Annotated in this window: 24 protein-coding genes; 12 read left to right on the top strand and 12 right to left on the bottom strand. The window is 43.0% G+C overall.

The window, feature by feature from the left end:
- The first annotated feature begins 180 nt into the window (after positions 1–180).
- Positions 181–891: a phosphate regulon transcriptional regulator PhoB gene (phoB, locus tag F986_RS03045; RefSeq protein WP_004691794.1), complete on the top strand. Its 711-nt coding sequence runs from the start codon at positions 181–183 to the stop codon at positions 889–891.
- A 9-nt stretch (positions 892–900) separates the two neighbouring features.
- The gene (gene phoR / locus F986_RS03050) at positions 901–2,259 is read left to right on the top strand and encodes a phosphate regulon sensor histidine kinase PhoR (RefSeq protein WP_004691795.1); all 1,359 of its coding nucleotides are present in this window, start codon (positions 901–903) and stop codon (positions 2,257–2,259) included.
- A gap of 98 nt (positions 2,260–2,357) precedes the next feature.
- Here the strand turns inward: phoR and asd are convergent, their stop codons facing one another.
- The 3 genes from asd to pncB all read right to left on the bottom strand — a co-directional run bounded on the left by asd (position 2,358) and on the right by pncB (position 5,429).
- Positions 2,358–3,209, bottom strand: coding sequence for an archaetidylserine decarboxylase (gene asd / locus F986_RS03055; protein WP_004691797.1), 852 nt, complete (start codon positions 3,207–3,209; stop codon positions 2,358–2,360).
- The gene (locus F986_RS03060) at positions 3,206–4,054 is read right to left on the bottom strand and encodes a sulfurtransferase (protein ID WP_004691799.1); all 849 of its coding nucleotides are present in this window, start codon (positions 4,052–4,054) and stop codon (positions 3,206–3,208) included. Before F986_RS03060 ends, asd begins: the two co-directional genes overlap by 4 nt.
- 163 nt (positions 4,055–4,217) lie before the next feature.
- Positions 4,218–5,429, bottom strand: coding sequence for a nicotinate phosphoribosyltransferase (gene pncB, locus F986_RS03065; RefSeq protein ID WP_004691800.1), 1,212 nt, complete (start codon positions 5,427–5,429; stop codon positions 4,218–4,220).
- A 300-nt stretch (positions 5,430–5,729) separates the two neighbouring features.
- Here pncB and dtd point away from each other — a divergent pair, with 300 nt between their 5' ends.
- Positions 5,730–6,170 carry a D-aminoacyl-tRNA deacylase gene (gene dtd / locus F986_RS03070; protein WP_004691802.1) on the top strand — a complete coding sequence of 147 codons (441 nt, stop codon included), beginning with the start codon at positions 5,730–5,732 and terminating at the stop codon, positions 6,168–6,170.
- 105 nt (positions 6,171–6,275) lie between these two features.
- Here the strand turns inward: dtd and F986_RS03075 are convergent, their stop codons facing one another.
- From F986_RS03075 to serB, 3 genes are all read right to left on the bottom strand, one after another.
- The gene (locus F986_RS03075; protein WP_004691804.1) at positions 6,276–6,755 is read right to left on the bottom strand and encodes an SCP2 sterol-binding domain-containing protein; all 480 of its coding nucleotides are present in this window, start codon (positions 6,753–6,755) and stop codon (positions 6,276–6,278) included.
- A gap of 150 nt (positions 6,756–6,905) precedes the next feature.
- Positions 6,906–7,241 (bottom strand): ciprofloxacin tolerance protein AciT, encoded by a 336-nt coding sequence (aciT, locus tag F986_RS03080; protein WP_004691806.1) that lies wholly within the window; start codon positions 7,239–7,241, stop codon positions 6,906–6,908.
- Between the two features lie 410 nt (positions 7,242–7,651).
- Positions 7,652–8,872, bottom strand: a complete 1,221-nt coding sequence (gene serB / locus F986_RS03085) for a phosphoserine phosphatase SerB (protein WP_004691808.1) — start codon at positions 8,870–8,872, stop codon at positions 7,652–7,654.
- Between the two features lie 77 nt (positions 8,873–8,949).
- Here serB and F986_RS03090 point away from each other — a divergent pair, with 77 nt between their 5' ends.
- On the top strand, positions 8,950–10,203 hold the full coding sequence (locus F986_RS03090) for a hypothetical protein (protein ID WP_004691810.1): 1,254 nt from the start codon (positions 8,950–8,952) through the stop codon (positions 10,201–10,203).
- A 56-nt stretch (positions 10,204–10,259) separates the two neighbouring features.
- Here F986_RS03090 and ppk1 read toward each other — a convergent pair whose 3' ends face one another.
- The 3 genes from ppk1 to pncA all read right to left on the bottom strand — a co-directional run bounded on the left by ppk1 (position 10,260) and on the right by pncA (position 14,153).
- Positions 10,260–12,323, bottom strand: a complete 2,064-nt coding sequence (gene ppk1, locus F986_RS03095; protein WP_004691811.1) for a polyphosphate kinase 1 — start codon at positions 12,321–12,323, stop codon at positions 10,260–10,262.
- A 167-nt stretch (positions 12,324–12,490) separates the two neighbouring features.
- A complete protein-coding gene (locus tag F986_RS03100; RefSeq protein ID WP_004691812.1) occupies positions 12,491–13,444 on the bottom strand; it encodes a bile acid:sodium symporter family protein in 954 nt (317 codons plus the stop codon).
- A gap of 70 nt (positions 13,445–13,514) precedes the next feature.
- The gene (pncA, locus tag F986_RS03105; protein WP_004691814.1) at positions 13,515–14,153 is read right to left on the bottom strand and encodes a bifunctional nicotinamidase/pyrazinamidase; all 639 of its coding nucleotides are present in this window, start codon (positions 14,151–14,153) and stop codon (positions 13,515–13,517) included.
- A 600-nt stretch (positions 14,154–14,753) separates the two neighbouring features.
- On the opposite strand from pncA, the gene dapA reads away from it, so the two are divergent.
- From dapA to F986_RS03145, 7 genes are all read left to right on the top strand, one after another.
- A complete protein-coding gene (gene dapA, locus F986_RS03115) occupies positions 14,754–15,653 on the top strand; it encodes a 4-hydroxy-tetrahydrodipicolinate synthase (protein WP_004691815.1) in 900 nt (299 codons plus the stop codon).
- A 13-nt stretch (positions 15,654–15,666) separates the two neighbouring features.
- A complete protein-coding gene (locus F986_RS03120) occupies positions 15,667–16,275 on the top strand; it encodes a hypothetical protein (RefSeq protein ID WP_004691816.1) in 609 nt (202 codons plus the stop codon).
- A 36-nt stretch (positions 16,276–16,311) separates the two neighbouring features.
- On the top strand, positions 16,312–17,031 hold the full coding sequence (gene purC / locus F986_RS03125) for a phosphoribosylaminoimidazolesuccinocarboxamide synthase (protein WP_004691818.1): 720 nt from the start codon (positions 16,312–16,314) through the stop codon (positions 17,029–17,031).
- Between the two features lie 392 nt (positions 17,032–17,423).
- On the top strand, positions 17,424–18,209 hold the full coding sequence (locus F986_RS03130) for an ABC transporter substrate-binding protein (protein WP_004691819.1): 786 nt from the start codon (positions 17,424–17,426) through the stop codon (positions 18,207–18,209).
- 84 nt (positions 18,210–18,293) lie between these two features.
- Positions 18,294–18,983: an ABC transporter permease gene (locus F986_RS03135; protein ID WP_004691820.1), complete on the top strand. Its 690-nt coding sequence runs from the start codon at positions 18,294–18,296 to the stop codon at positions 18,981–18,983.
- Complete coding sequence (locus tag F986_RS03140; RefSeq protein WP_004691821.1) at positions 18,980–19,693, top strand: ABC transporter permease; 714 nt, start codon at positions 18,980–18,982, stop codon at positions 19,691–19,693. The genes F986_RS03135 and F986_RS03140 overlap by 4 nt, the downstream gene beginning before the upstream one ends.
- A gap of 8 nt (positions 19,694–19,701) precedes the next feature.
- Positions 19,702–20,478, top strand: coding sequence for an ABC transporter ATP-binding protein (locus F986_RS03145; protein WP_004691823.1), 777 nt, complete (start codon positions 19,702–19,704; stop codon positions 20,476–20,478).
- A gap of 157 nt (positions 20,479–20,635) precedes the next feature.
- Here the strand turns inward: F986_RS03145 and F986_RS03150 are convergent, their stop codons facing one another.
- Positions 20,636–21,103: an Lrp/AsnC family transcriptional regulator gene (locus F986_RS03150; protein WP_017396983.1), complete on the bottom strand. Its 468-nt coding sequence runs from the start codon at positions 21,101–21,103 to the stop codon at positions 20,636–20,638.
- 86 nt (positions 21,104–21,189) lie between these two features.
- On the opposite strand from F986_RS03150, the gene F986_RS03155 reads away from it, so the two are divergent.
- Complete coding sequence (locus F986_RS03155; protein ID WP_004691826.1) at positions 21,190–21,810, top strand: LysE family translocator; 621 nt, start codon at positions 21,190–21,192, stop codon at positions 21,808–21,810.
- Between the two features lie 95 nt (positions 21,811–21,905).
- On the opposite strand, the gene F986_RS03160 is transcribed toward F986_RS03155, so the two are convergent.
- Both F986_RS03160 and F986_RS03165 read right to left on the bottom strand, forming a co-directional pair.
- Positions 21,906–23,183: a replication-associated recombination protein A gene (locus F986_RS03160; protein WP_017396981.1), complete on the bottom strand. Its 1,278-nt coding sequence runs from the start codon at positions 23,181–23,183 to the stop codon at positions 21,906–21,908.
- Between the two features lie 99 nt (positions 23,184–23,282).
- A complete protein-coding gene (locus F986_RS03165; RefSeq protein WP_004691829.1) occupies positions 23,283–23,735 on the bottom strand; it encodes a YcgN family cysteine cluster protein in 453 nt (150 codons plus the stop codon).
- Between the last annotated feature and the right edge of the window lie 201 nt (positions 23,736–23,936).

Below are 23,936 nucleotides of genomic sequence, written 5' to 3' on the forward strand. Positions count from 1 at the left end.
TGCAATTTAGATTAAACTTCCATTAATTTTGAATCCCAATATGACGATTTTTTGTCACATTTTTTTGCAAATTTCATCAATCGTCTGTTTTTTGCAATGATACTGTCATAATTAATCTTTGTAATAAGCCTGTCATAAAATTAAAACGGCCTGCCGTTACCTACAATAGGATATTGCGTTGTGAAAGATGACTACATTTTAATCGTCGATGATGAACTTCCCATTCGAGAAATGATTCACACCTCGTTGGATATGGCAGGCTTTCAATGCTTACAAGCCGAAGATGCAAAACAAGCCCACCAAATGATTGTGGATCAGCGTCCTGCTTTGATCTTGCTCGACTGGATGATGCCTGGTGGCGTCAGTGGTGTAGACTTATGTCGTCGCCTCAAGCGCGATGAAAATCTCTCTGAAATTCCAGTGATTATGCTCACGGCACGTGGTGAAGAAGACCATAAAGTACAAGGTCTGGACGCTGGTGCAGATGACTACATGACTAAACCGTTTTCGACCCGTGAATTGGTTTCAAGGATTAAAGCGGTTTTACGCCGCGCTAACGCGCTCAGTGGTGAAAAATCGATTGATGCCAATGGCTTAATCTTAGACCCTGTCAGCCAACGGGTCAGCTTTGGCAATAATTTCCTCGACATGGGGCCAACCGAGTATCGTTTACTAGCCTTCTTCATGACTCATCCTGAGCGTGCCTATACCCGTGCACAACTTCTTGACCAAGTCTGGGGCGGAAACGTGTATATTGAAGACCGTACCATCGACGTGCATATTCGCCGCTTACGTAAAGTGCTTGAGCCTTATGCTGCAGATCGCTTTGTGCAAACAGTTCGGGGTACAGGCTATCGATTCTCTACACGTGCGGATATCGCCCTAGGTTAATTTTGTTTTATGTATGAACCCTACCCGGTCCCTGAACTTGCACGCGAGCATAAAAAAACGCGATACAGCAGTTTATGGGGCTTTGCCAAACAGGACTTACGTCTCCTTGCCTTTTTCTTGCTGATTGCAAGCTTGATTGGCTTTGGCGTCGGTTATTTTTGGACGTGTATCTCCTTTGCTTTTGCCGTTTTTTTCATTCTGCAAATGCGCTCTTTGTATTTGGTCAATGACTGGATTTCCAATCGTCCCTACGAAGTTCCACCCAACCTTGGGGGCATTTGGGGAGCATTATTGTTCAATGTCTATCGGGCACAGCGCCAAGAACGGATTGTACAAGCGGAAATGGTCGGGTTGATTGATCGGGCGCAGTCATCATTGGTCGCTTTGCAAGAAGCCGTGGTGCTGATCGATGACATGCAACAAATTGAATGGTGGAACCCTGCCGCAGAACGGTTATTAGGCATCGAACAAAATGACCGTGGCCGTAATATTTTGACTTTATTACGCCAACCGAGTTTTGTGGATTATTACAATAATATTGATGCGGCACCAGATGGCTTAAAAATGAAGTCATCCAGTTTTGATGAACATTATGTTCAAGTCAAAATGACCCGATTTGGTGGAGAAAGTCGCTTACTGGTCGCCTATGACGTGACCCGTATGCATAATCTCGAACAAATGCGTAAAGACTTTGTTGATAATATTTCACATGAACTACGTACACCACTGACGGTACTCAGTGGTTATATTGAAACCTTTACAGACCAAGAAGACCTCAACCCACGTTGGAAGCGGGCCTTTGACCAAATGCAAGCACAGGCCAAACGCATGAATGCCTTGGTGAATGATTTGCTCTTACTGTCACGCCTAGAAAATGACAAGCAAATTGCTAAAAATCAAATCATTGACATGCCTAGCTTAATGAACCAACTTTATGACGATGCACATGCCTATAATATTGATTATGGGCATACGCTCAATCTCGACATTGACAGTCACTGCGACTTAATCGGTTCAGATATGGAATTAGCCAGTGCTTTTAGTAACCTGATTACCAATGCCATCAAATACACGCCGAAAGGCGGAACGGTGACCATGGGTTGGCATGACAATGGTGAACAGGCTTATTTTACCGTGGAAGATACTGGTATCGGTATTGATCCTAAGCACTTGCCCCGTTTAACCGAACGCTTCTACCGTGTTGACAGCGCGCGCAGTCGACAAACGGGTGGCACAGGCTTAGGGTTAGCAATTGTGAAACATGTGTTAATGCAACACCAAGCTCATTTAGAAATTGAATCCAAAGAAAATCAAGGCTCTATTTTTAAAGTGATTTTCCCCAAAGAACGCACCTATAATCCTGAATAAACCTCTTTCTTCAAAAGCATGAAAAAAGCACCGATATCGGTGCTTTTTTTGTCTCTCACCGTCCGTTTAACAAGGACGGTGACCTAGAGCTGACACGATTAAACTGTATGTCCCATCGCTTCACCCATCACCACAGTCGAGTTGGCTTTAAAGGCTGCATCCCACGTCATTTTGTCTTTTTCAAACAGTACCACAGCGGTTGAGCCTAGGTAGAAACGACCGAGTTCAGCACCTTTGTCCAAGAACAAGTCATGCTGATTTAGCTCTAAACGGCCAGTAGGCTTCACTTTTCCTGTCGCAACAGTTTCAATCCCCGCCACAATCATGGCGCCAACGAGAACCACGGCCATACGGCCGATTTCCGTATCAAATAAACAAACCATACGTTCATTGCGGGCAAACAGGCCTGGAATGTTTTCAGCAGTGGTTTGATTGACCGAGAACAATTCACCCGGCACATATAAGGTTTCCGTCAATGTGCCTGCAAATGGCATATGCACACGGTGATAATCTTTAGGCGATAAATACACCGTTGCAAACTGACCATTTTTAAACGGTTCAGCCAATTGCGGATCTGCAATTAAATTATCAACGGTGAATTTTTGTCCTTTGGCTTGGAAAATATCCCCTTCCACAATTGGACCCAACTGTGAAATCGCACCATCCGCAGGCGATACAATACTGGTCACATCGGTATCAATATCACGTACACCCTCTTTTAATGCACGGGTAAAGAATTCATTAAAGGACTTAAACTTCAGTGCATTGCTCTGCTCAGCAATCGACATATCAATGCCGTACTGCGCTTTAAACGCGGTGATGACCGCATTTTTCACAATCGGATTTTCGCTGGCTGCGACTCTGCCCACGACACGTGATAACTGATGTTGGGGTACAACACGTTGAGCTTGAATGAAAATTTGTTTTTTTAAGCGTGATGTGAGGCTCAAGACGGCATCTCTCCGGTAATGATAGGACTGTCGAGGCGGTTGCCCCATTCACTCCACGCACCGTCATACGCCTGAATATTCCAACCCAATAAACGACCTAAAATATAAGCCAGTCCTGAACGGTGATGTGACTGACAGTACACCACCACAGGTTCATTTAAGTTAAAACCCAATTGTTCTAAGCGTTGCTGCGTGCGTTCTAAAGGGTGCAATCTTAAATGATTTTCACGGTTAAGGGCAGTACTCCATTCAAAATGTAGTGCATTTGGAATGTGACCGCCGCGTCGCGCTGCAAGGCGCAGGCCGGTATATTCGTCTTCTGTGCGGCAGTCCCAGAGTTGGACTTGGCTGCTTTGAACTTTCTCTAATAACTCAGCATATTCAATTCGATACTGCTGTATTTTGGCTTGATCGACCTGTACTAAAGCACTGACAGGTTCAAACTGCTCCACTTCGGAAGTGGTTGGAAGTCCTGCTGCAAGCCATGCATGAATTCCACCATTCAGCAAGCTGGTATTTTCAAAACCTAAGCAGTGTAAATTCCAAATCAAACGCCCTGCCCATGCGCCACCTTCATCATCGTAAACCACCACATGATGCTCAGGTGAAATATTCAAATAACGAATCAGCTCTTGTAAACCTTCCACATCAGGAAGTAGACCGGTGGCTTGTTCATCTTGGCGCACCAAAAATTTTGGCTTTAAATGTAAAGCATGTGGAATATGCAATTGGTCATAGACTGAAGCTCGACTTAAATCGACGATGCGTAATTTGTCATTCCCTAAATGCGGAACCAACTGCTCTGCGTCTATCAACAAGCCAAAATCAAAGGCAGAATGTGTCATATTATTTCGTATGTTTTCAGATTATGCTTTGATCTTAGCACAACTCATTTTTACAATTATTCTGATTTTTTGCATTCTTTTAGCAGAATTATAGATATCACTATTCATCAATTTTTTAATACAACAATGCCAGAACAGATTCTGGCATGGTATATATTTTGGATTAATTGGCTTCTGCTTCAGCAATCTCAAAAACCTGACGTAAATACGCTAAAAAGGTGTCGTTATCCGTCATCGTTTTACCCGGACTGTCTGAGATTTTCGCAACCGACTGGCCATTACACTCGACCAGTTTAAGCACAATATTTAAAGGAGTTTGTCCCATATCATTGGTCAAATTGGTGCCAATCCCGAAGCTGACTTGGAAACGGTCTTTGAAATAATTGTGCAGATCCCACGCTTTCTCTAAATTCAGTCCATCACTAAAGGTCAGCATTTTGGTTTTACTGTCAATTTTCAGCTTTTTATAGTGAGCATAGGCTTTATCGCCCCACTCATACGGGTCGCCACTGTCATGACGCAAACCATCGAACAGCTTGGCAAAATACAAATCAAAATCACGCAGGAATGCATCCATCCCCACCACATCCGTCAAGGCAATACCTAAATCACCACGGTACTCTTGTACCCAGGTTTCCAGTGCTGATTTTTGGAAATTACGTAAACGTACATCCAACGCTTGGAATGCTTGTAGGAATTCATGTGCCATGGTGCCAATCGGGGTTAGGCCCAATTGCTTCGCAATTAAGACATTACTGGTACCACGGAAAATATGTGGTGCAGCTTGATTAAACACCTCAATCACATGTTTTTGCCACGCCAAACTATAACGTCGCCGCGTACCAAAATCAGAAACTAAAAATGGGGGATCATTTGACGTTTGCGATGTTTCATAGTGTTTTAATAAAGCCACTTTGGCCTGTAAGCGACGTTCGCCCTCAGCCATCACCTCTTCGCTTCGAATACGGCGGAAATACAGCTCATTGACGATGGCAAGCACAAAGATTTCAAACATCATGGCTTGAACCATCGGCCCTTCAATTCGAATGTCTAAACGGCCTTGATGATCAATACTGGCCACAATAAAGCGGCGTTTGAGCTGAAACAACTCTAAATAATCGACAAAATCACTTTTGATAAAGCGCAAACCGCGCAGGTATTGCAGTTCATCGTCTTGAAAACGTAATTGGCAGAGCAAATCTAATTGGTGGTTTAAATCATCGAGAATGTCGACCAAAGGATAGACGGTGTCATCCAAATTGCGACAACGGAACTGGTACACACTATGCGCTTGGGGAAACTTATGCAGGACCACCTGTAGCATCGTAAATTTGTACAGATCAGTATCTAATAAGGATTGGATGATGGCAGACATATCATTTTCGGTTTTTAGCAACTTATTGCATTAAAGCACATTTTTTTAAGCTGCATAGCCATGTTTTGGTAATTCGGTCTTGCTATTCGACCAATTACTCGGGACATTTCTTGTTTCTCTTGATTCAGAATCCAAGTGTTGATGTCTTTATTGTATCGCTCTTGGCCTATGTTCTTTTACTTAAACATTGCTATGGATATCAACGCAACGGCCTTGTTTTTTCAATCGATATCTCTCCTGTGCTGCACTTGGTTTGCTACAATTTCAGTCTGCACAATCAAATGGTAGATAAAATCAGTCATGCGGGCCTTATTACAACGCGTTCTCGAAGCCAAAGTGGTGGTCGATGGTGAAACCACAGGCGAAATTCAACACGGTATCTTGGTTTTCTTAGGTCTTGGGAAAGAAGACACTTTAGACAAAGGCAAAAAACTGATCGATAAAATTTTAAAGTATCGTTTTTTTGACGACGAACAAGGCAAAATGGGCTGGAATGTCAGCCAAGCTGGTGGTGGAATTCTTCTGGTTTCTCAATTCACCTTGATGGCGCACACCCAAAAAGGTTTACGTCCTGACTTTGGACCAGCCATGCCACCGAATGATGCCGAGGCCTTATACGAACAACTGGTTGAATATACCAAGACTCAGTTTGAGCATGTGCAAACCGGTATTTTTGCTGCTGATATGAAAGTACATTTGGTCAATGATGGGCCCGTAACTTTCAATTTAGAAATCGAATAAAAACACCATGCATAAAAAAGCCCTCGATAGAGGGCTTTTTCGATTTCATTGCGCTCAATCTGCCTTTTATAAAGGAGACGGAATCGAGATGTTTAAAAAATCTTTTTACTTACCGGTTTTTTCTTTCAAAAACGCGCGAGCGGCTTTAATTTTTGCTTTCACAGGCTTTGGTAGCTTGGGTGGAACCAATTTTGCAACTTGGTTAAACCAAACTAAGAGACCAAAATCACCTTCCATTTTAATGCTGCCGTTTTGCATGCCCGTCATAAATGCGGTTGGGTCACCTTTGATTAAAGTTTTCACACCCTGCTCACTGTCCGCAAACTGTAAAATAAAATCGGCTTTTTCAGCATCACCTGAAACGGTATCAATCTGACCATTGTTCACAATAATTTGGCGTGCCATACCCAGATCCGTACCAATTTGAATACGGAACTGACGTTCATGAACTAATTCAATAAATTTTGGACTGGTACGCGCCAGCTGTTTCATACGAAGTGCCAAACCAGTAACCATTAAATCCAGCGGATCCGTGCTGACATCAACCAATGGAAGTTTAACCACAGGAATTGAAGATAGTTTCATGACATGAAAGCCTATTGTAATTGTTGATAAATTGACTGTTTTCAATGCTACCACAAGTTGCCATTTTTACCGCTAGGCTTTGTATAACAATCATGTAAGAACGTAAAAAAGATGCTCTAGGCATCTTCTTTTACGGTATGAGGTTATGACTTAGCGGCTAGAACACTGCTGTTGGTCATCTTCATATACAGGTGTATGTTCAATACAACGGCGCTGCGCCAGTGCACGTTCTGCGCGACGGTCTTCACGTAGAAGCAACATCGTCACAATAAGCATCGCTGAAGTTAAAGCAGTTAAGTAGCTATAAGTGATCGGCATTTCAAACACTGCTTGCACACCTAGGCGAATGACTTCCAAGATTCCCCAAAACACCATACCCGCCACCATAAAACTCAACCAGCGACGATAAGGCGAAAAGAAAACAGCAATTAACGCAGCGGCGACTAAACTTAAGCCAACGATGGTTGCTAAATTCGCTGTTACCATAAAAACCTCCGTCTAAGATAAATTCAGGCGACTGATACACTGTGCTGAACTCATCCCCGATACCGTTTAAAATTAATGGATTGTGTAGCTTTCAAACTCTATGCATGCATTATGAGCAGTTTTGAAAAGAAAAAAAGGCTTGTATTTTTAGAATGCGACATACCTTGTCGCCATATTATATTGTCATTACATTTTTTTAGATTTGAACTTTTCCAAAACAAAGACGCGCTCAGTCTTGGCGTGTCATTACAAAATAAAACCCGTATTTTCAGCGCTTAAAAATATTTTTTCCAATTCTGTTGATCGTTGTTTTTATCGACATTTTTCACTAACCGCTCATCGTTTTTCGCTTAAATTTGCAACAAAAAAACGCAGCTCAAAGGCTGCGTTTTTGATAACACCGAGATGCTTTAAGCACGATTTAGGTCTTTATCGTGCACACCCAATAAATACAACACCCCATCTAAGCCGACACTTGAAATGGCTTGATTGGCGTTTTGTCTCACCAGCGGTTTCGCACGGAAAGCTACACCTAAGCCAGCAATCGACAGCATCGGTAAATCATTTGCACCATCGCCCACTGCAATCGCCTGCTCAAGAGAAATGCCCATCTTATCGGCTAACTCACGTAATAATAATGCCTTACGTGCACCATCCACGATGTGACCTTTAACTTCGCCCGTCACCACGCCATTTTCAACGTCTAAGACATTGGCATGAACTTCATCGATGCCAAGTTTGGCTTGTAGATACTCTGCAAAGTACTGGAAACCACCCGACAAAATAGCCGTGTGGTAGCCCAACGCTTTTAAAGTCGAAATTAAGCGTTCAGCACCTTCTGTAACGGTCAGACGTTCTGCAATTTTAGGTAGGACAGAGGCGTCCATCCCTTTGAGTAGTGCGACACGTGCACGGAAGCTTTGTTGAAAATCTAGCTCACCCTGCATTGCACGTTCCGTAATTTCAGCGACTTGTGCGCCGACACCCGCTTCAATCGCCAACTCATCAATCACTTCTTGCTCGATTAAGGTCGAGTCCATGTCAAAACACACCAAACGGCGGTTACGACGGTAGGCATTGTCTTCTTGTACAGCTACATCGACATTCAGTTCATGTGACAAACGTAAACAGGCTGCACGCATGGCTGCGGCATCCAGCATTTGACCACTTAAACCGAATTGAACACAGGCGCGTTTCGGTCCATCGACTTCGCCATTTAAGACTGGACGACCTGACAAACGGGTCACGGTTTCGATGTTGAAACCTTGGTTAGACACAATATTTGTAACTGCTTGTAAGTGAGACGCCTCAAGCTCTGGCGCCAAAGCCGTGACGATATAACGCGTCCGCCCACCTTCACTCACCCACTGGTCATATTCAGTTGTAGTGATTGGTTTAAAACGTACAGTTAAACCAATATCATGTGCTAAAATTAGAATTTCCTTCATCGCCAAAGCTGTTGCAGTTTGGTCGTCTGAAGAAATAACAATACCTAAGGTCAATTGGTTATGAATAACTGCTTGTCCGACATCTAAAATTTGTAATGAATGAGTGGACAAAACCTGCATTAATCGAGTGAACTGATTAGGTTGGTCTGGTCCTAAAAATGAAATAAGAATGATTTCTCGCATGAATTGACTCGGGTCTGAGCTACGACTATTGTTAGAATCATAATCGAAATTGAATATATTTTCTTTGGAAGTTTACGTTGAATGCGCCTAGACAAGGGCTATTTGCTAGCCTATTAATTGTAAGTTTTGCTTTACATACCTTTTTATTGGTATTGGCAACGACTCATCAACTGAATGAAAACCGTGCCAACCAAGGCCAACTGATGACCTCTCAATTGGTCACAGACAGTCTTGCAGAGCTGGAGCCTGCCAACACGGTTTCCCTTGCGCTTTTGGTGGATCGCTATGCGACCAACCCAAGCGTAGCTTCCATTCGTATTTTGGATGCCAACAATCAAGTCTTGGCGACAGGTGGACAAGTTCGAACACGTGATGGTGAAGTATTTGTCCGTGATGCGCTGCAAAATGAAAAGAAAGTGGGTAGCATTGAAATCACGCTCATTAAACCAAGTATGGGTGAGATTTTACGTACTCAGTGGTTAGCGATTTTATTGTCCTTAGCGATTCATGGTTTACTGTGGTTAGCTTATCGCGCCATTGCGCGCCCAAGCCGTACCGAATATTTGGCACGGATCAATAACGAATCCCGCTTAAAACATGAAATTCAAGTTTTAACCCAAACGCTTGAACAGGAAAAACACCATACTGCGGTCGCGATTGCTCAAGCACAACAACAAATCAAAACCAGTGCGAAACCTAAAGAACAAAAACCCGTGATCGTGGATAATCATTCGGTTGCACTCAATATTCAATTCTACGACCCGAAACAGTTGATGGACTCGGTGAATACAACCGTGTCTATTCCATACTTTAATTTGTGTCAGATTTTCCTCAATAAAAGCACAGAGCTCTGTTTAAAACACTACAAACTCAACAGCTCGGACATCACTACAGTTCAATCCTTTAATGAGCATGGTGCCACCCTCAGCATGTCGACAGACACACCCAATGCAGTGCCATGTTTAATGATGATCAGCAGTGTGTTCCAACTGCTTTCTGAGGTTTTGTATAAACGTTACCGCGAAGAAAAGCGCTTTGTTTTACAAACGCGTTGTGGCATTTCAACTGCAGTCGATGCGATGCAGCTGTCTGCAAATCAAGCTGCTGAGCGTTTGGTCCAACAGTTATCGGCCAAAGAAAGTGCCGTACATTTAAGCAACGAATTATTGAAAGACATTTCTGAAAGTTACCAATTGGTGAATTTACCTAATCCAACCAATGTCTTGACCCGTCATGCCTTTATGGTCAATGGCATGGGTGCGGAGTCTGCAGAGTTGGCGCAAAGCTTAAGAACGGAAATTTTAAAAGCAAAACAATCTAAAGCCTCTTAATTACATCCAATCATAAAAAAAGCCTGACCTACGTCAGGCTTTTTTTATGGCAACTGTTAAATTTTGAGTTGCTTCTGTGCAATTAAATGTTGCTGCGCACTATACCTTTGCTCTGGATCGGTACAGGCCACTTTAAGCCAATGACCATCGGCTTGTAGCTCCCAAGCATTCAAACAATCATTTAAGTAACTGATTAATCCGTCTTTATAAATCTGCTTTTTCAAAACGCGATCCAATATTGGAAAGCAGGTTTCAACACGCGAAAATAAATTACGTCCCATCCAGTCTGCGCTGGCACAGTACAGCTTTTTCTCACCGCCATGCTCAAAACAATACACGCGGGTATGTTCCAGAAAACGGCCCACAATCGAACGCACACGAATATTCTCAGACATGCCTTGGACCTGTGGAATCAAACAACAGATCGAACGGATAATCAGATCGACCTGTACCCCTGCTTGTGACGCACGATACAGTGCGGCAATTAACTGAGGTTCCGTTAAAGCATTGACTTTAATGATGATATGCGCCTTTTGACCGGCTTGTGCAAACTGAATTTCTTGCTCAATCAGTTTTAACAGTTCACTGTGTAAAGTAAAAGGCGCATGTAACAACGCCTTCAACTTGGCCATTTTGCCCATTCCCGTCAGTTCTTGGAACATACGGTGTACATCTTCACAAATATCAGGCTGTGTGGTCATCAACCCATAATCAGTATACATACAGGCATTGCCCGCATGATAATTGCCTGTGCCCAGATGGGCATAACGGATCAACTGGGCATTTTCACGGCGTACGATCAAAATCATTTTGGCATGGGTTTTATAACCGACAATGCCATACACCACCACCGCCCCAGCTTCTTGCAAAATATTCGCCACGGTAATGTTCGACTCTTCATCAAAACGCGCCCGTAACTCAATCACGGCTGTGACTTCCTTGCCATTTCGTGCTGCTTCTGCCAAGACTTGTACAATTTCAGAGTCGGGCCCACTCCGGTAAAGCGTTTGTTTAATCGCCAGCACATTTGGGTCTTTTGCTGCTTCTTTTAATAAACCAATCACAGGCTGAAAAGAATCAAAAGGATGATGCAACAACACATCCTGTGCTTTTAAGGTATCAAAGGTACTTTTTTGTTTACGCAAAACTTTGGGAATGACTGGAATAAAAACTGGATGCTTTAATTCAGGCCGGTCACAACTGGTGCTGAGGCGTGAAAGATTGATCGGCCCATCAATGCGATAAAGCTCCTGCTCAGTTAAATCAAATTCCTTGAGCAGATAATCAATCACCGCTTCGGGACAGTCATCTTCAATTTCTAAACGCACCGCGCGACCAAAACGGCGTGAAGACAGCTCATCTTTGAGTGCAACCGCCAAATCATCAACATCTTCCGACAAAATCAGATCAGCATTACGCGTCACACGAAAAGCATAACAACCCGTGGCTTTCATCCCTGGAAACAGATCACTGATGTGCTGCTGAATCATTGCGGTTAAAAAAATCTGCGTGTCGATATTGCCTGCCACGTTTTTCGGCATCTGAATTAAACGCGGTAATGAGCGCGGTGCAGGGACTATCGCCATCTCAATGCTTCGTCCAAAAGCATCTTTACCTTGTAAACTCACAATGAAATTCAAACTTTTATTCACGAGGCGAGGAAAAGGGTGTGACGGATCTAAGCTGATTGGGGTCAAAACCGGTTGGATTTCTTTGGCAAAATATTCTGCAATCCATGCTTTATGTTTTTCTAAAATGTCTTGGAACTGGATGAACTGAATACCTTGCGCTTGTAACTCAGGCAAAATCGAATGATTTAAAACTTCAAACTGTTTTTTGACGGCACGATGAATGGATTGGGACAGGTCTTCTAATATCACTTCAGTGGGAACAGCATCAGGGGTTCGTGCTATCACATTCATATCGCGTTGTTTCATCAAGCCTGCAATACGAATTTCAAAAAACTCATCTAAATTACGTGAAAAAATAATTAAAAAAGTTAAACGCTCCAGCACTGGCAAACTCGGATCTAATGCTTGTGCTAAAACCCGCTGATGAAACTCAAATAACGATAACTCTCGGTTAAAATACGTCGCCGATGAATGCTGAAAATTATCCATACCCTCTCAATGCTGTTTGCAACAGTCTGTTATGAAGTGTTTGGCAGGGATGTTAGGTAGTCTTTATGACAGTTTAGTTACAACCTCATGCCAAATAGAAAATTCATCCTGACTTTATGCTTAAAGCTGCAACAGTGTACAGTATTCAAACCGACATATGTTCCTTTTCACTTTTTTTTCTTGGCTGTAGCGTCTGCTTTCGCGGCCCAATAGCTGGCTAATATTGGCCCTGAAATGTTATGCCACAAACTAAAGATCGCGCTGGGTACTGCCGTAATTGGTGAAGCTGCAAAATGCACAGCCGCCAAAGCCACGCCTAGTCCTGAGTTTTGCATACCGACCTCAATCGAAACCGCTTTACAGTCAGCATGTGGCAAGTGAAACATCCGTGCTGCTGCAAAGCCAAGTAAATAACCAATCGCGTTATGTAATGCCACCACAGCTAAAATCAATAAGCCTGATTCTAAAATTTGTGCTTTTGAGCCGCCAATAATCGCCGCCACAATCAGCACAATCGCGACCACTGAAATTAAGGGCATCACCGAAATATAGCTTTCGACTTTATGTTTCAGCACAGCACGTACCACCAGCCCTAAAATAATCGGGAACAGAACCACTTGCAAAATTGAACTCAGCATCGACCATGCATTAATTTCAATCCATTGGCTGGCCAGCAGATAGAAAATCGCGGGAGTCAACACAGGCGCCAATAAGGTCGATACCGTGGTACATGCGACAGACAAAGCCGTATTGCCTTTCGCCATATAAGTAATCACATTGGATGCGGTGCCGCCCGGACAGCAACCTACCAAAATCACCCCGATCGCAATTTCAGTCGGCAAGCTAAACAATAAACACAGCAGATAAGCCACGCTTGGCATCACCACAAACTGAGCTGCCACCCCAATTGCAACCGCTTTAGGACTTTGCATCACACCTTTAAAATCATCTACTGTCATGGTCATGCCCATACCAAACATGATCAGCCCTAACATCCACGTGATATAAGCTTTCAGCCAGACAAAAATTTCAGGGCTCAGGAGCGCAATGCCTGCAAATAACACCACCCACAGAGCAAAGGTTTTTTGAATCCAAGCGGTAAATTTTAAAAAAGTGCCCATGACCTTTCCCTACTGCATGTTTTTATAATGTCTATACTGGTAATTGAGGTGAGCCGATTGGTTCAACGCATCAGTTCACGGCATATTGTTGCACAATATCTCTGCAATACAGACGTTTCACACCATGGGCCAGCATGTCTTGCCATGCATGTTGTAAAGAACCATGTAAATCAATGCCTTTGGTCGCATCGGCAATCACATAGGTTTGAAAACCGAGTTTACAGGCATCAATTGCCGTCCATGCCACACAAAAGTCAGTTGCAATCCCAACAATAAATACCGTATCAATCCCACGCTCTCTTAAATAGCCTGCGAGTCCCGTCTGGGTCTTATGATCGGCTTCTAAAAAAGCAGAATAACTATCAATATGCGCATGACATCCTTTACGAATGATCAACTGCGCTTTGGCAAGTTCAAGATCGGGATGCAGTTCAGCATCCTGTGTGCCTTGTACACAGTGACGTGGCCAGAGTACTTGTGTGCCGTAGTCTAATTCAATCGTTTGAAAGGCCTGTTGATCGGGATGGTTGTCTGCAAAAGAAACGTGATTTTCAGGATGCCAATCTTGGGTGAGTACAATAGTGTCAAAATAATCGCCAATCTGATTAATTTTAGGAATAATTTGATCTGATCCTGCTACCGCCAAATTTCCACCAGGCGTAAAACCATTTTGTACATCCACCACAATCAATGCCATATTCTTCTGCATTCTTCTCTGTCCTTTTAGTTCTGCGCTCGAAGGCCAAGTTTAGCTTAATTTATAAAACAGTATTCATCCTCGCGGGTCAAAATTAAATGACCGCAGCCTTGAGTGCAATGGGTATTGTGGCAAATTGAAGCGAAGATAGAATATAGAACAAAATACTGGACATTGATCTATAACGTTAAAAGGACGATGTCACACATACTTAGAGAACTCGTATAATCATGCAAAATCCTGACGTTTATAGAAGTTTATAACCCAATATTCAATTTGATCGGCTTCTAATACTCGATTGAGATGAAGAATGTCCTTTCATTAAATACTTCAATCCATGGCCATAGGTTATGCAAAACGCCCTTTTCAGACGCAAAATAAGATGCTTTTCTTTGTCTACCATTTGAACAAGCTGTATTTTTGTAGCGAAAGATAAAGTTTTTATACACTTTGACTAAAGCATATTGTTCTTCATGTTGTGTTCGTTCATAATTTGCATAAGCATTATTCAATGCATCAGCGCTTTGAAAATGCTATAAATTAAAATACGCACCCATCCAATCTTATGTTTTTCTGGCCTAACTGGATGGACAAATAGGATATTTTTTTAAAATGACTCAGCAAGCACAGACCATCCAAGGCTCAATTGTCGCAATCGTCACCCCTATGTTTGAAGATGGCAGCGTAGATTGGAAGGGTCTAGAGAAGCTCGTTGAGTGGCACATCGCACAAGGCACAAATAGCATTGTTGCTGTCGGTACAACGGGTGAAGCGTCTACTCTAAGCATGAAAGAGCATACACAAGTGATTAAAGAAATCATTCGTGTCGCGAACAAACGCATCCCTATTATTGCGGGGACTGGCGCGAATTCAACGCGTGAAGCCATCGAGTTGACTAAAGAAGCCAAGGAACTCGGTGCAGATGCTGCTCTTCTGGTTACCCCTTATTATAATAAACCGACCCAAGAAGGCCTGTATCAGCATTATAAAGCTATTGCTGAAGCTGTTGATCTTCCTCAAATTCTGTATAACGTACCTGGTCGTACGGGTGTCGATATGGCGAATGAAACGGTCATTCGTTTGGCCGATATTCCTCAAATTGTGGGCATCAAAGATGCCACAGGTGATGTCCCTCGTGGTCAAGCACTGCTCGAAGGCCTTGCTGGTAAAGCGATGACCGTCTATTCAGGTGATGATGCAACAGCTTATCAACTGATTCTGTCGGGAGCAAAAGGCAATATTTCTGTGACTGCAAACGTTGCACCAAAAGAAATGAGCGATGTTTGCGCGGCAGCACTGGCAGGCGAAGCTGAAAAAGCAGAAAACCTAAATACCCAAGTTGCAAATTTACACGAAATTCTATTTTGCGAATCAAACCCAATTCCTGTGAAATGGGCACTTCATGAAATGGAGTTAATCGAAACGGGTATTCGTTTACCATTAACACCACTTGCAGAACAATATCGCACACCGCTCCGTGAAGCACTCACAACGGCGGGTGTCATTAAATAAAGAGCACATCAATATGCAATTACGTTTAGGTCTTACTCTCGCACTTTCAGTTGTCAGTTTAGCGGGTTGTAGTTCCCTTGCAGTCAATAACGGTAGTTTGGACTATAAAGAAACAGCAACCTTAGAACCTCTTAAGTACCCTGAAGGCTCTATGGTTCGACCTGCAACGCCGTTGTATCCAGCTCCAACGGTTGAAGCGCTCGCTCTTGAAAATGCACCTGTACTTGAAAACAAACGCGGAAACCGTTTTGCAATGCCGCGCCCTCAAGCTGCTCAAGTCATGTCGAATGCAGAATCAACGGAAACAGTTGATACAGCTGTGAGCCGCCCTCAATTGATTATTGACGGAAATAAGAATCCACTGCTCAAAATTGAGGGAAATTCTGCTACAATTTGGCAATATACGCTTGCCACCCTCAGCAGCCTCAACCATCAAATTGTTGGTCAAAGCAAAAATGGTTATGAAGCAACCATTAAAATCGATCAACAGGTCTATGTGTTAAGACTGACCGCGGTCGGTAGCAGCAACAACCTCGCTGTGTTCAATGCCGATAACAGTTTTGCAGCGCCTGAAAAAGCCACAGAATTGTTAACCCAGATTTACCAAAATTGGCCAGCCTAGTCGTACTAGGCATTTTTTTTTGAAAAAGGTTCCCTCATGTTAAAACAAACCTTGCTCTATACTGGTAAAGCGAAATCTGTCTATGAAACAGACAGTGCAGACCACCTGATTTTAGTCTTTCGTGATGATGCTTCGGCATTCAATGGTGAAAAGATCGAACAACTAGATCGTAAAGGTAAGGTGAACAACCGTTTTAACGCCTTTATCATGGATAAATTGGCTGCGGCTGGCATTGAGACTCACTTTGAAAAACTTCTTTCTCCAACAGAAGTTCTAGTGAAAAAACTCAGCATGATCCCTGTTGAATGTGTAATTCGTAATTATGCAGCAGGTTCTTTATGCCGTCGCTTAGGTGTAGAAGAAGGCAAGGAATTAACACCGCCGACTTTCGAATTATTCTTCAAAGATGATGCGCTTGGTGACCCAATGGTCAATGAGTCTCAAGCGATTGCTTTAGGTTGGGCAACTGCTGAGCAACTTGAGCAAATGAAAGTCCTCACTTACCAAGTGAACGAAGTTCTTAAAAACTTATTTGACCAAGGTGGCATGCTACTTGTGGACTTCAAACTTGAGTTTGGCGTATTCCACGACCGTATTGTTCTTGGTGATGAGTTCTCTCCAGACGGTTGTCGTCTATGGGACAAAGAAACCAAGAAAAAACTCGACAAAGACCGTTTCCGTCAAGGTTTAGGTGGTGTGGTTGAAGCTTATGAAGAAGTTGCTGCACGTTTAGGTATCGACCTTTCTGATATCTAATCAGTTACAGATTCAAAAAAACCGAGCTTAATCGCTCGGTTTTTTTATAGGTGACTCAGCGCCAATAATAGCTAGCCAGAACATAAAATTGCTGCGAATAAAACAACATTCCTGTACGCCATAGCGCACAAGACTTCCGGTATATTTCAACTATGTATTGAATTTGTTTTTTAATATGATAAAAACATATGAACAGGACGTTCTCAGATAAAAATTATTCCAACCGAAAAAATACCCTTATTTCCTCATCTCTCATGGCGACAAGATCCATCGATCCCCTAAGAGCAGAAAGCTGGTATAGATGTTGCTTTTATTCAAAAGTACTCAGTAGGGTAAATTCTATCTTCGTCTTATTTCCTAGATTTGATTTTTTACGGATGGCTATATTTAAAATGAAAAACTGGCAAAAAAAATTACTACTTTCTACTACATTCGTAGCCGTAGCACTGAGCAGTACTGTCCAAGCAAAAGAATGGAAAACCATTCGTTTTGGCACAGAATCCGCATATGCACCTTTTGAATATAAAACACCAGACAATAAGCTGGTCGGTTTTGACATCGACTTGGGCAATGCTATTTGTGCCAAATTAAAAGCCAAATGCGTGTGGGTAGAAAACTCCTTTGATGGGATGATTCCTGCGCTCAAAGCGAAGAAATTCGACGGTATTCTGTCTTCAATGACGGTCACTACGGATCGTGCAAAACAAATCGCGTTTAGTAATAAAATTTACAACACGCCTACCCGCATGGTCGCGAAGAAAGGCTCTCCTTTACTCCCTACGCCTGCATCCCTAAAAGGCAAACGTGTGGGTGTACAACAAGGTACGATTCAAGAAGGCTATGCAAAAGCCTATTGGGCGCCTAAAGGTGTCAATGTAGTTCCTTATCCAAACCAAGATGTGCTTTACCAAGACATGGTTTCGGGACGTCTAGATGCAACATTACAAGATGCGATTATGGTCGATGCAGGTTTCCTAAAATCGGCGAAAGGTAAAGGCTTTGCTTTTGCAGGTAATAATGTGGTCGATGCCAAAACACTCGGTGTGGGGGCTGCAATCGGCTTACGTAAAGAAGATGTCGATCTGAAAAAGAATATTGATAAAGCGTTAGCTGAAATTATTGCCGACGGCACCTATAAGAAACTCGAGAAAAAATACTTCTCCTTCAGCATTTATTAATTTATAGGGTGTCGGTTAAATACCGACACCCTATATATATTGCTGATTTATAAAATATTATATTTTTACTCGGAGAAACTGAGTATGTTTCTGTCTGGCTATGGTCCCGTATTACTCAGTGGCACTTGGATGACCATACAGCTTGCTTTGTTATCACTGGTACTTTCGATCATTATTGGATTGTTTGGGGCAAGTGCCAAACTTTCTCGTATTCAAATCTTACGTCATGTTGCAACCCTCTATACCACGCTCATTCGTAGTGTTCCTGATCTGGTGATCATGTTGTTGTTGTTCTATAGCCTGCAACTTGGATTGAACTCGATTACCGAATCGATTCATATGGAGCAAATTGACATCAATCCCTTTGTGGCAGGGGTGATTACTTTAGCCTTTATTTATGGGGCCTATTTTACGGAAACCTTCCGTGGCGCATTTCAAGCCGTCCCCAAAGGTCAACTTGAAGCTGCATATGCCTATGGCATGACCCCATTTCAAGTCTTCAGGCGTGTCCTCTTTCCACAAATGATGCGTTTTGCCTTACCGGGGATTGGCAATAACTGGCAAGTCCTCATCAAAGCCACTGCCTTGGTGTCCTTAATTGGTTTGACCGACATCGTCAAAATTACCCAAGATGCAGGTCGAAGCAGCATGCAAGTGTTCTATTTCAGTATTGTTGCAGCCGTCATTTATCTGGCCATCACCACCCTTTCGAATTTGATTCTCATGTGGCTGGAACGTCGTTATTCTGCTGGTGTGAAAAAGGGACAACTATGATTGAAATTATTCAACAATACTGGCAGTCCTATCTGTGGACCGATGGTTTTCAAATGACTGGGGTCGCCATGACCGCATGGCTACTGGTCTTATCGATTGCGATTGGTTTTGTTCTGGCTGTGCCTTTGTCAATTGCTCGAGTTTCTGAGCATGCTTTTGTACGTGGACCTGTTTGGTTTTTTACTTATATTTTCCGTGGTACTCCCTTATATGTGCAGCTACTGATTATTTATACCGGGATTTATAGCCTCGAATTTGTCCATGCCCATGAACGGCTCGATGAGTTTTTTAGAGAAGGACTTAATTGCACCATTTTAGCGTTTGCACTCAATACAGCAGCTTATACCACTGAAATTTTTGCAGGGGCGATACGTTCGATTCCCTACGGCGAAATTGAGGCGGCAAAAGCCTTTGGAATGTCGCCTTGGAAACGCTATACCCGCATTATTATTCCATCTATGCTACGTCGAGCATTGCCGTTTTATGGTAATGAAGTCATTTTGATGCTGCATGCAACCACCATTGCCTTCACTGCAACCGTGCCTGATATTCTCAAAATTGCACGGGATGTCAATGCTGCCACTTATGCCACGTTTGATGCCTTTGGCATTGCCGCTGTGCTGTATGCCTGTCTGGCATTTATCCTCATTTGGATCTTTCGTAAATTGGAACAACGCTGGTTGGCGTTTTTAAAACCATCGAATCATTAGGAGAAACAATGGAAAATTCAGCAAAACTGGTGATTCGAGACCTTTGTAAAAGTTTTGGCGATCATGAAGTCTTAAAAGGGGTTTCACTTGAGGCACGCGCAGGTGATGTGATTAGTATTATTGGTTCCTCAGGTTCAGGTAAAAGTACCTTTCTTCGTTGCATCAATTTTCTAGAACAACCAAGCCAAGGCAGCATTCAGCTCAATGGTGAACAGTTAGAGACCACTTTAGATAAAAATGGCGATCTCAAAGCGACAAATCCCAAACAACTGCAAAAAATGCGCACCCAACTGATGATGGTCTTTCAACATTTCAATTTGTGGTCGCATATGACGGTATTAGAAAATATTATTGAAGGACCCATTCATGTCTTGGGGCTAAAGCGGAGTGAGGCGGAAGAGCGTGCACGAAAATACTTAAGAAAAGTTGGGCTTGCTGAAAGTGTCGAAAAGAAATATCCGTCTTTTTTGTCAGGAGGACAGCAACAGCGTGTTGCAATTGCCCGCGCCTTGGCAATGGAGCCTGAAGTGATGTTGTTTGATGAGCCGACCAGTGCTCTAGACCCTGAACTGGTGGGTGAGGTATTGAAAGTGATGCAAAGTTTAGCTGAAGAAGGCCGAACCATGATTGTGGTCACCCATGAAATGGGCTTCGCACGCCATGTATCCAATCATGTCATTTTCTTAGATCAAGGCAAAATTGAAGAACAAGGTGATCCAAAAGAAGTTTTGATTCACCCCAAAAGTGAACGCCTGCAACAGTTTTTAGAGGGTAACTTTAAATAATTGAATAGTCTTCAAGAGCTTGATGCAGCAATGATTCAACATTCAATACTTAGTTGAAAAGATAAAGCGCCTTGTTTGATCTGATCCCACGAAACTATATGCACTCAGATAAAAACCGAGCCATTTCGCTCGGTTTTTTACCTTTCCACCTAAGCTTTTATAGATTGGTATATCGATTTTTAGTGGTATCCATCACCAAAAAACTGGTGATCGAGCTAATGGATGGAATCGTTCCTAAAACATCAGTATGAAACTTTTTATAAGACTTAATGTCAGCCACTTCAACCCTGAGCAAATACTCGACCGAGCCTGTAATGGTATGACACTCTGTGACTTCATCCGTTGCAGTGATCACATCCTCAAACTGACTCAAGCTTTCTTTTGAGTGACAAGACAGCCCAATAGTCACATAAACCGTTAAGCCGATACCCAAAATCGAACGGTCAATCACCGCTTTATAGCCTCGGATCACACCAACTCTTTCTAACTCTTGCACGCGTCGTAAACAGGCCGATGGCGATAAACCCACGCGTTCTGCCAGTTTAATATTGGTTAAATGTGCATCGCGCTCAAGCTCACACAATATTTTTCGGTCTAATCGATCTAATTCAATCATTTGTTGCATGAAACTCAGTATTAACGATCAATATACAACCAAATTGTGATAGATCAACAATAAAATGATATTTATTTGATTACGCCATCCCCTTTATGAACGCTTCACTGTTTGTCTCTTATCTACTGTTCTGTGTCGTAATGACCTGCACGCCTGGACCCAATAATGCACTGGTCATGCTGTCTGGTGCACGATTTGGTATCCGTAAAACTCTAACTCTGGTTTTAGGTATTGCCTTTGGTGTGGCTGTGCAACTCTTCGCCATTGGCATAGGGTTAAATCAGGTGTTTCTGGCCCTGCCCCAGCTCCAATTTATTTTAAGTTTAATCGGTACGGCTTATATGCTGTGGCTCGCATGGAAAATCGCGTCCAGTGGGCCACTCAACATCGAATTAGAACAAAAACCATCGATGGGTTTTCTACAAGGGGCTCTTTTTCAGTGGGTCAATCCCAAAGCGTGGATTATCTCCATCAGCACCATTGCCACTTATTTTGCTTTAAACCATCATGTCAGTGATATTCTTTATGCGGCCCTGATTTTAATGGTAGTTTCCATTCCATGTGTCGGGGTTTGGGCAGTCGGTGGTCTTTTCTTACGCCAATATCTGATGAAACCGCGCTTTGCCTTGAGCTTTAACATCACAATGGCAATCGCTTTATTAGCCGCTGTGTTACCTGCGGCATTAAAATTGATGAATACGCACATCGGAACATAAAACGCTACAGTGCTTAAAGAAAAAACTGCTCAATGAATGTGACTAAATCCTAAGCCTCAAAAAACAAAAGCCTGATTTTTTCATCAGGCTTTTTATTACTGCTGCTGTTGCTGTTCTTGTTGCCAACGGCGTTGCTGTAAACGCTCACCCTCGACCTCACGCTTATTGCGTGCCGACTCATAAAGTTTGGTTCCTTTGAGCTCAGGAGGTAAATATTCTTGCATCACAAAATGCTCTGGATAGTTGTGCGGATACAAGTAGTCGACGCCATAGCCCTGCTCTTTCATCAACTTGGTCGGTGCATTTCTTAAATGCAGCGGCACAGGTAAATTCGCTGTTTTCTCGGCCAAATCCAACGCTTTGTTGATCGCAAGATAAGTACTGTTACTTTTGGCACTGGTCGCCAAATACACCGCACACTGCCCAAGAATAATTCGACACTCTGGCATGCCCACCGCTTGAACAGAACGGAAGCATTCTCCAGCAAGCAGCAGTGCATTGGGGTTTGAGTTACCAATGTCCTCAGAGGCTGCAATCAACATCCGACGGGCAATAAAAACGGGATCTTCACCACCTTTGAGCATACGTGCCATCCAATACAAAGTGGCATCAGGATCACTCCCTCGAATTGACTTAATAAAAGCCGACACCAAATCATAATGCTGCTCACCCGATTTGTCATAACGGGCAATATTTTGCTGTGCAACTTTGACCACCATTGCATTGGTCACGATATTTTCAAGGTTCGGCTCGAAGGTGCCCGCAATCAGTTCAATTAAATTCAAGACTTTGCGGGCATCACCTGCGGCAAACTGCACCAATGCTTCAAATTCTTCAATTTGAATATAACGCTCTTTTAAAAATGGATCGTTCTTAATCGCTTGTAATAATAAAGTTTGAATCGCATCAGCATCGAGCGCATTTAAGGTGTAGACCTGACAACGGGACAGCAGCGCGCTGTTCACTTCAAAAGAAGGATTCTCGGTAGTGGCACCAATGAGGGTAATTTTGCCTTTCTCCACTGCATTCAGTAAGGCATCTTGCTGCGATTTGTTAAAACGATGAATTTCGTCAATAAACACCACAGGTGGCATTAAATCTCCGCCATCAGCAATGATCTCACGGAGCTCTTTAACCCCCGTATTGAGCGCAGATAGACTGACAAATGGTCGATCAATCGCTTGCGCCAACAGTAAAGCAATCGTGGTTTTCCCCACGCCTGGCGGCCCCCAAAAAATGATCGATGGCAAATGCCCTTGATCGATCATTTGGCGGAGCGGTGCCTGCTCACCCAATAAGTGATCCTGCCCAATAATTTCAGATAAATCACGCGGGCGTAAACGTTCAGGCAGTGGAATATTGCTATCGGACATAGGGCTAGGACTTATCATGCGTTCATCGAATGCTTATGTTATGGCAAATTCAGGCAAATGACACAAGCTTTTCATGCAATTTGATTGTCCTTTTATCGACTAGCGAACCCAACGCACAATATAGTCTTCGATGTCGTCATCCTGAACCTCTTCTTCAGAAATACAGCGTCCTGCTGCAGACTTTTTGGCTTTCAGAATACTTTGACGTGAGCCCGTATTCAAATAGTGCCATCTGGGCAAATTTTTACCTTCATGCAGACGGCGATAAGCACAGCTCGGTGGTAACCAATGAATCGTGTCTAAAAGTTCGGGCGTGAGCTGGATACAATCGGGCACATGCTGCTTGCGGTTCGGATAATCCCGACAACTGGCCGTTTGACAGTCCAGCAGTTTACAGGCCACTTTGGTATAGGCGACTTCTTGGCTTTCTTCATCTTCAAGTTTCACCAGACAGCATAGACCACAACCATCACACAACGCTTCCCACTCTGCTGAACGTAGCTCAGTGAGCGCATAATGCTTCCAAAACTCTGGTCTTAATTCGTTGGACATAACCACTGCCAATAAAACTGAATGCACTATTATAACCTATAGTCAGATGGCTTTCAGAGCTATCTAAAGTGTCAATATTTACATCATATTCATAAACTTAAAATACAAACAGAACACTTTTTAAACAAAAGCAACACAGTGTGTCCGAACCTTCTTTCTATACTAATAGAGTAATAAATAAGAACATCTATGGAGAAAAAT

Origin of the sequence: Acinetobacter johnsonii CIP 64.6 (assembly GCF_000368045.1) — a bacterium.
In the GTDB taxonomy this organism is placed as follows: Bacteria; Pseudomonadota; Gammaproteobacteria; order Pseudomonadales; family Moraxellaceae; genus Acinetobacter; species Acinetobacter johnsonii.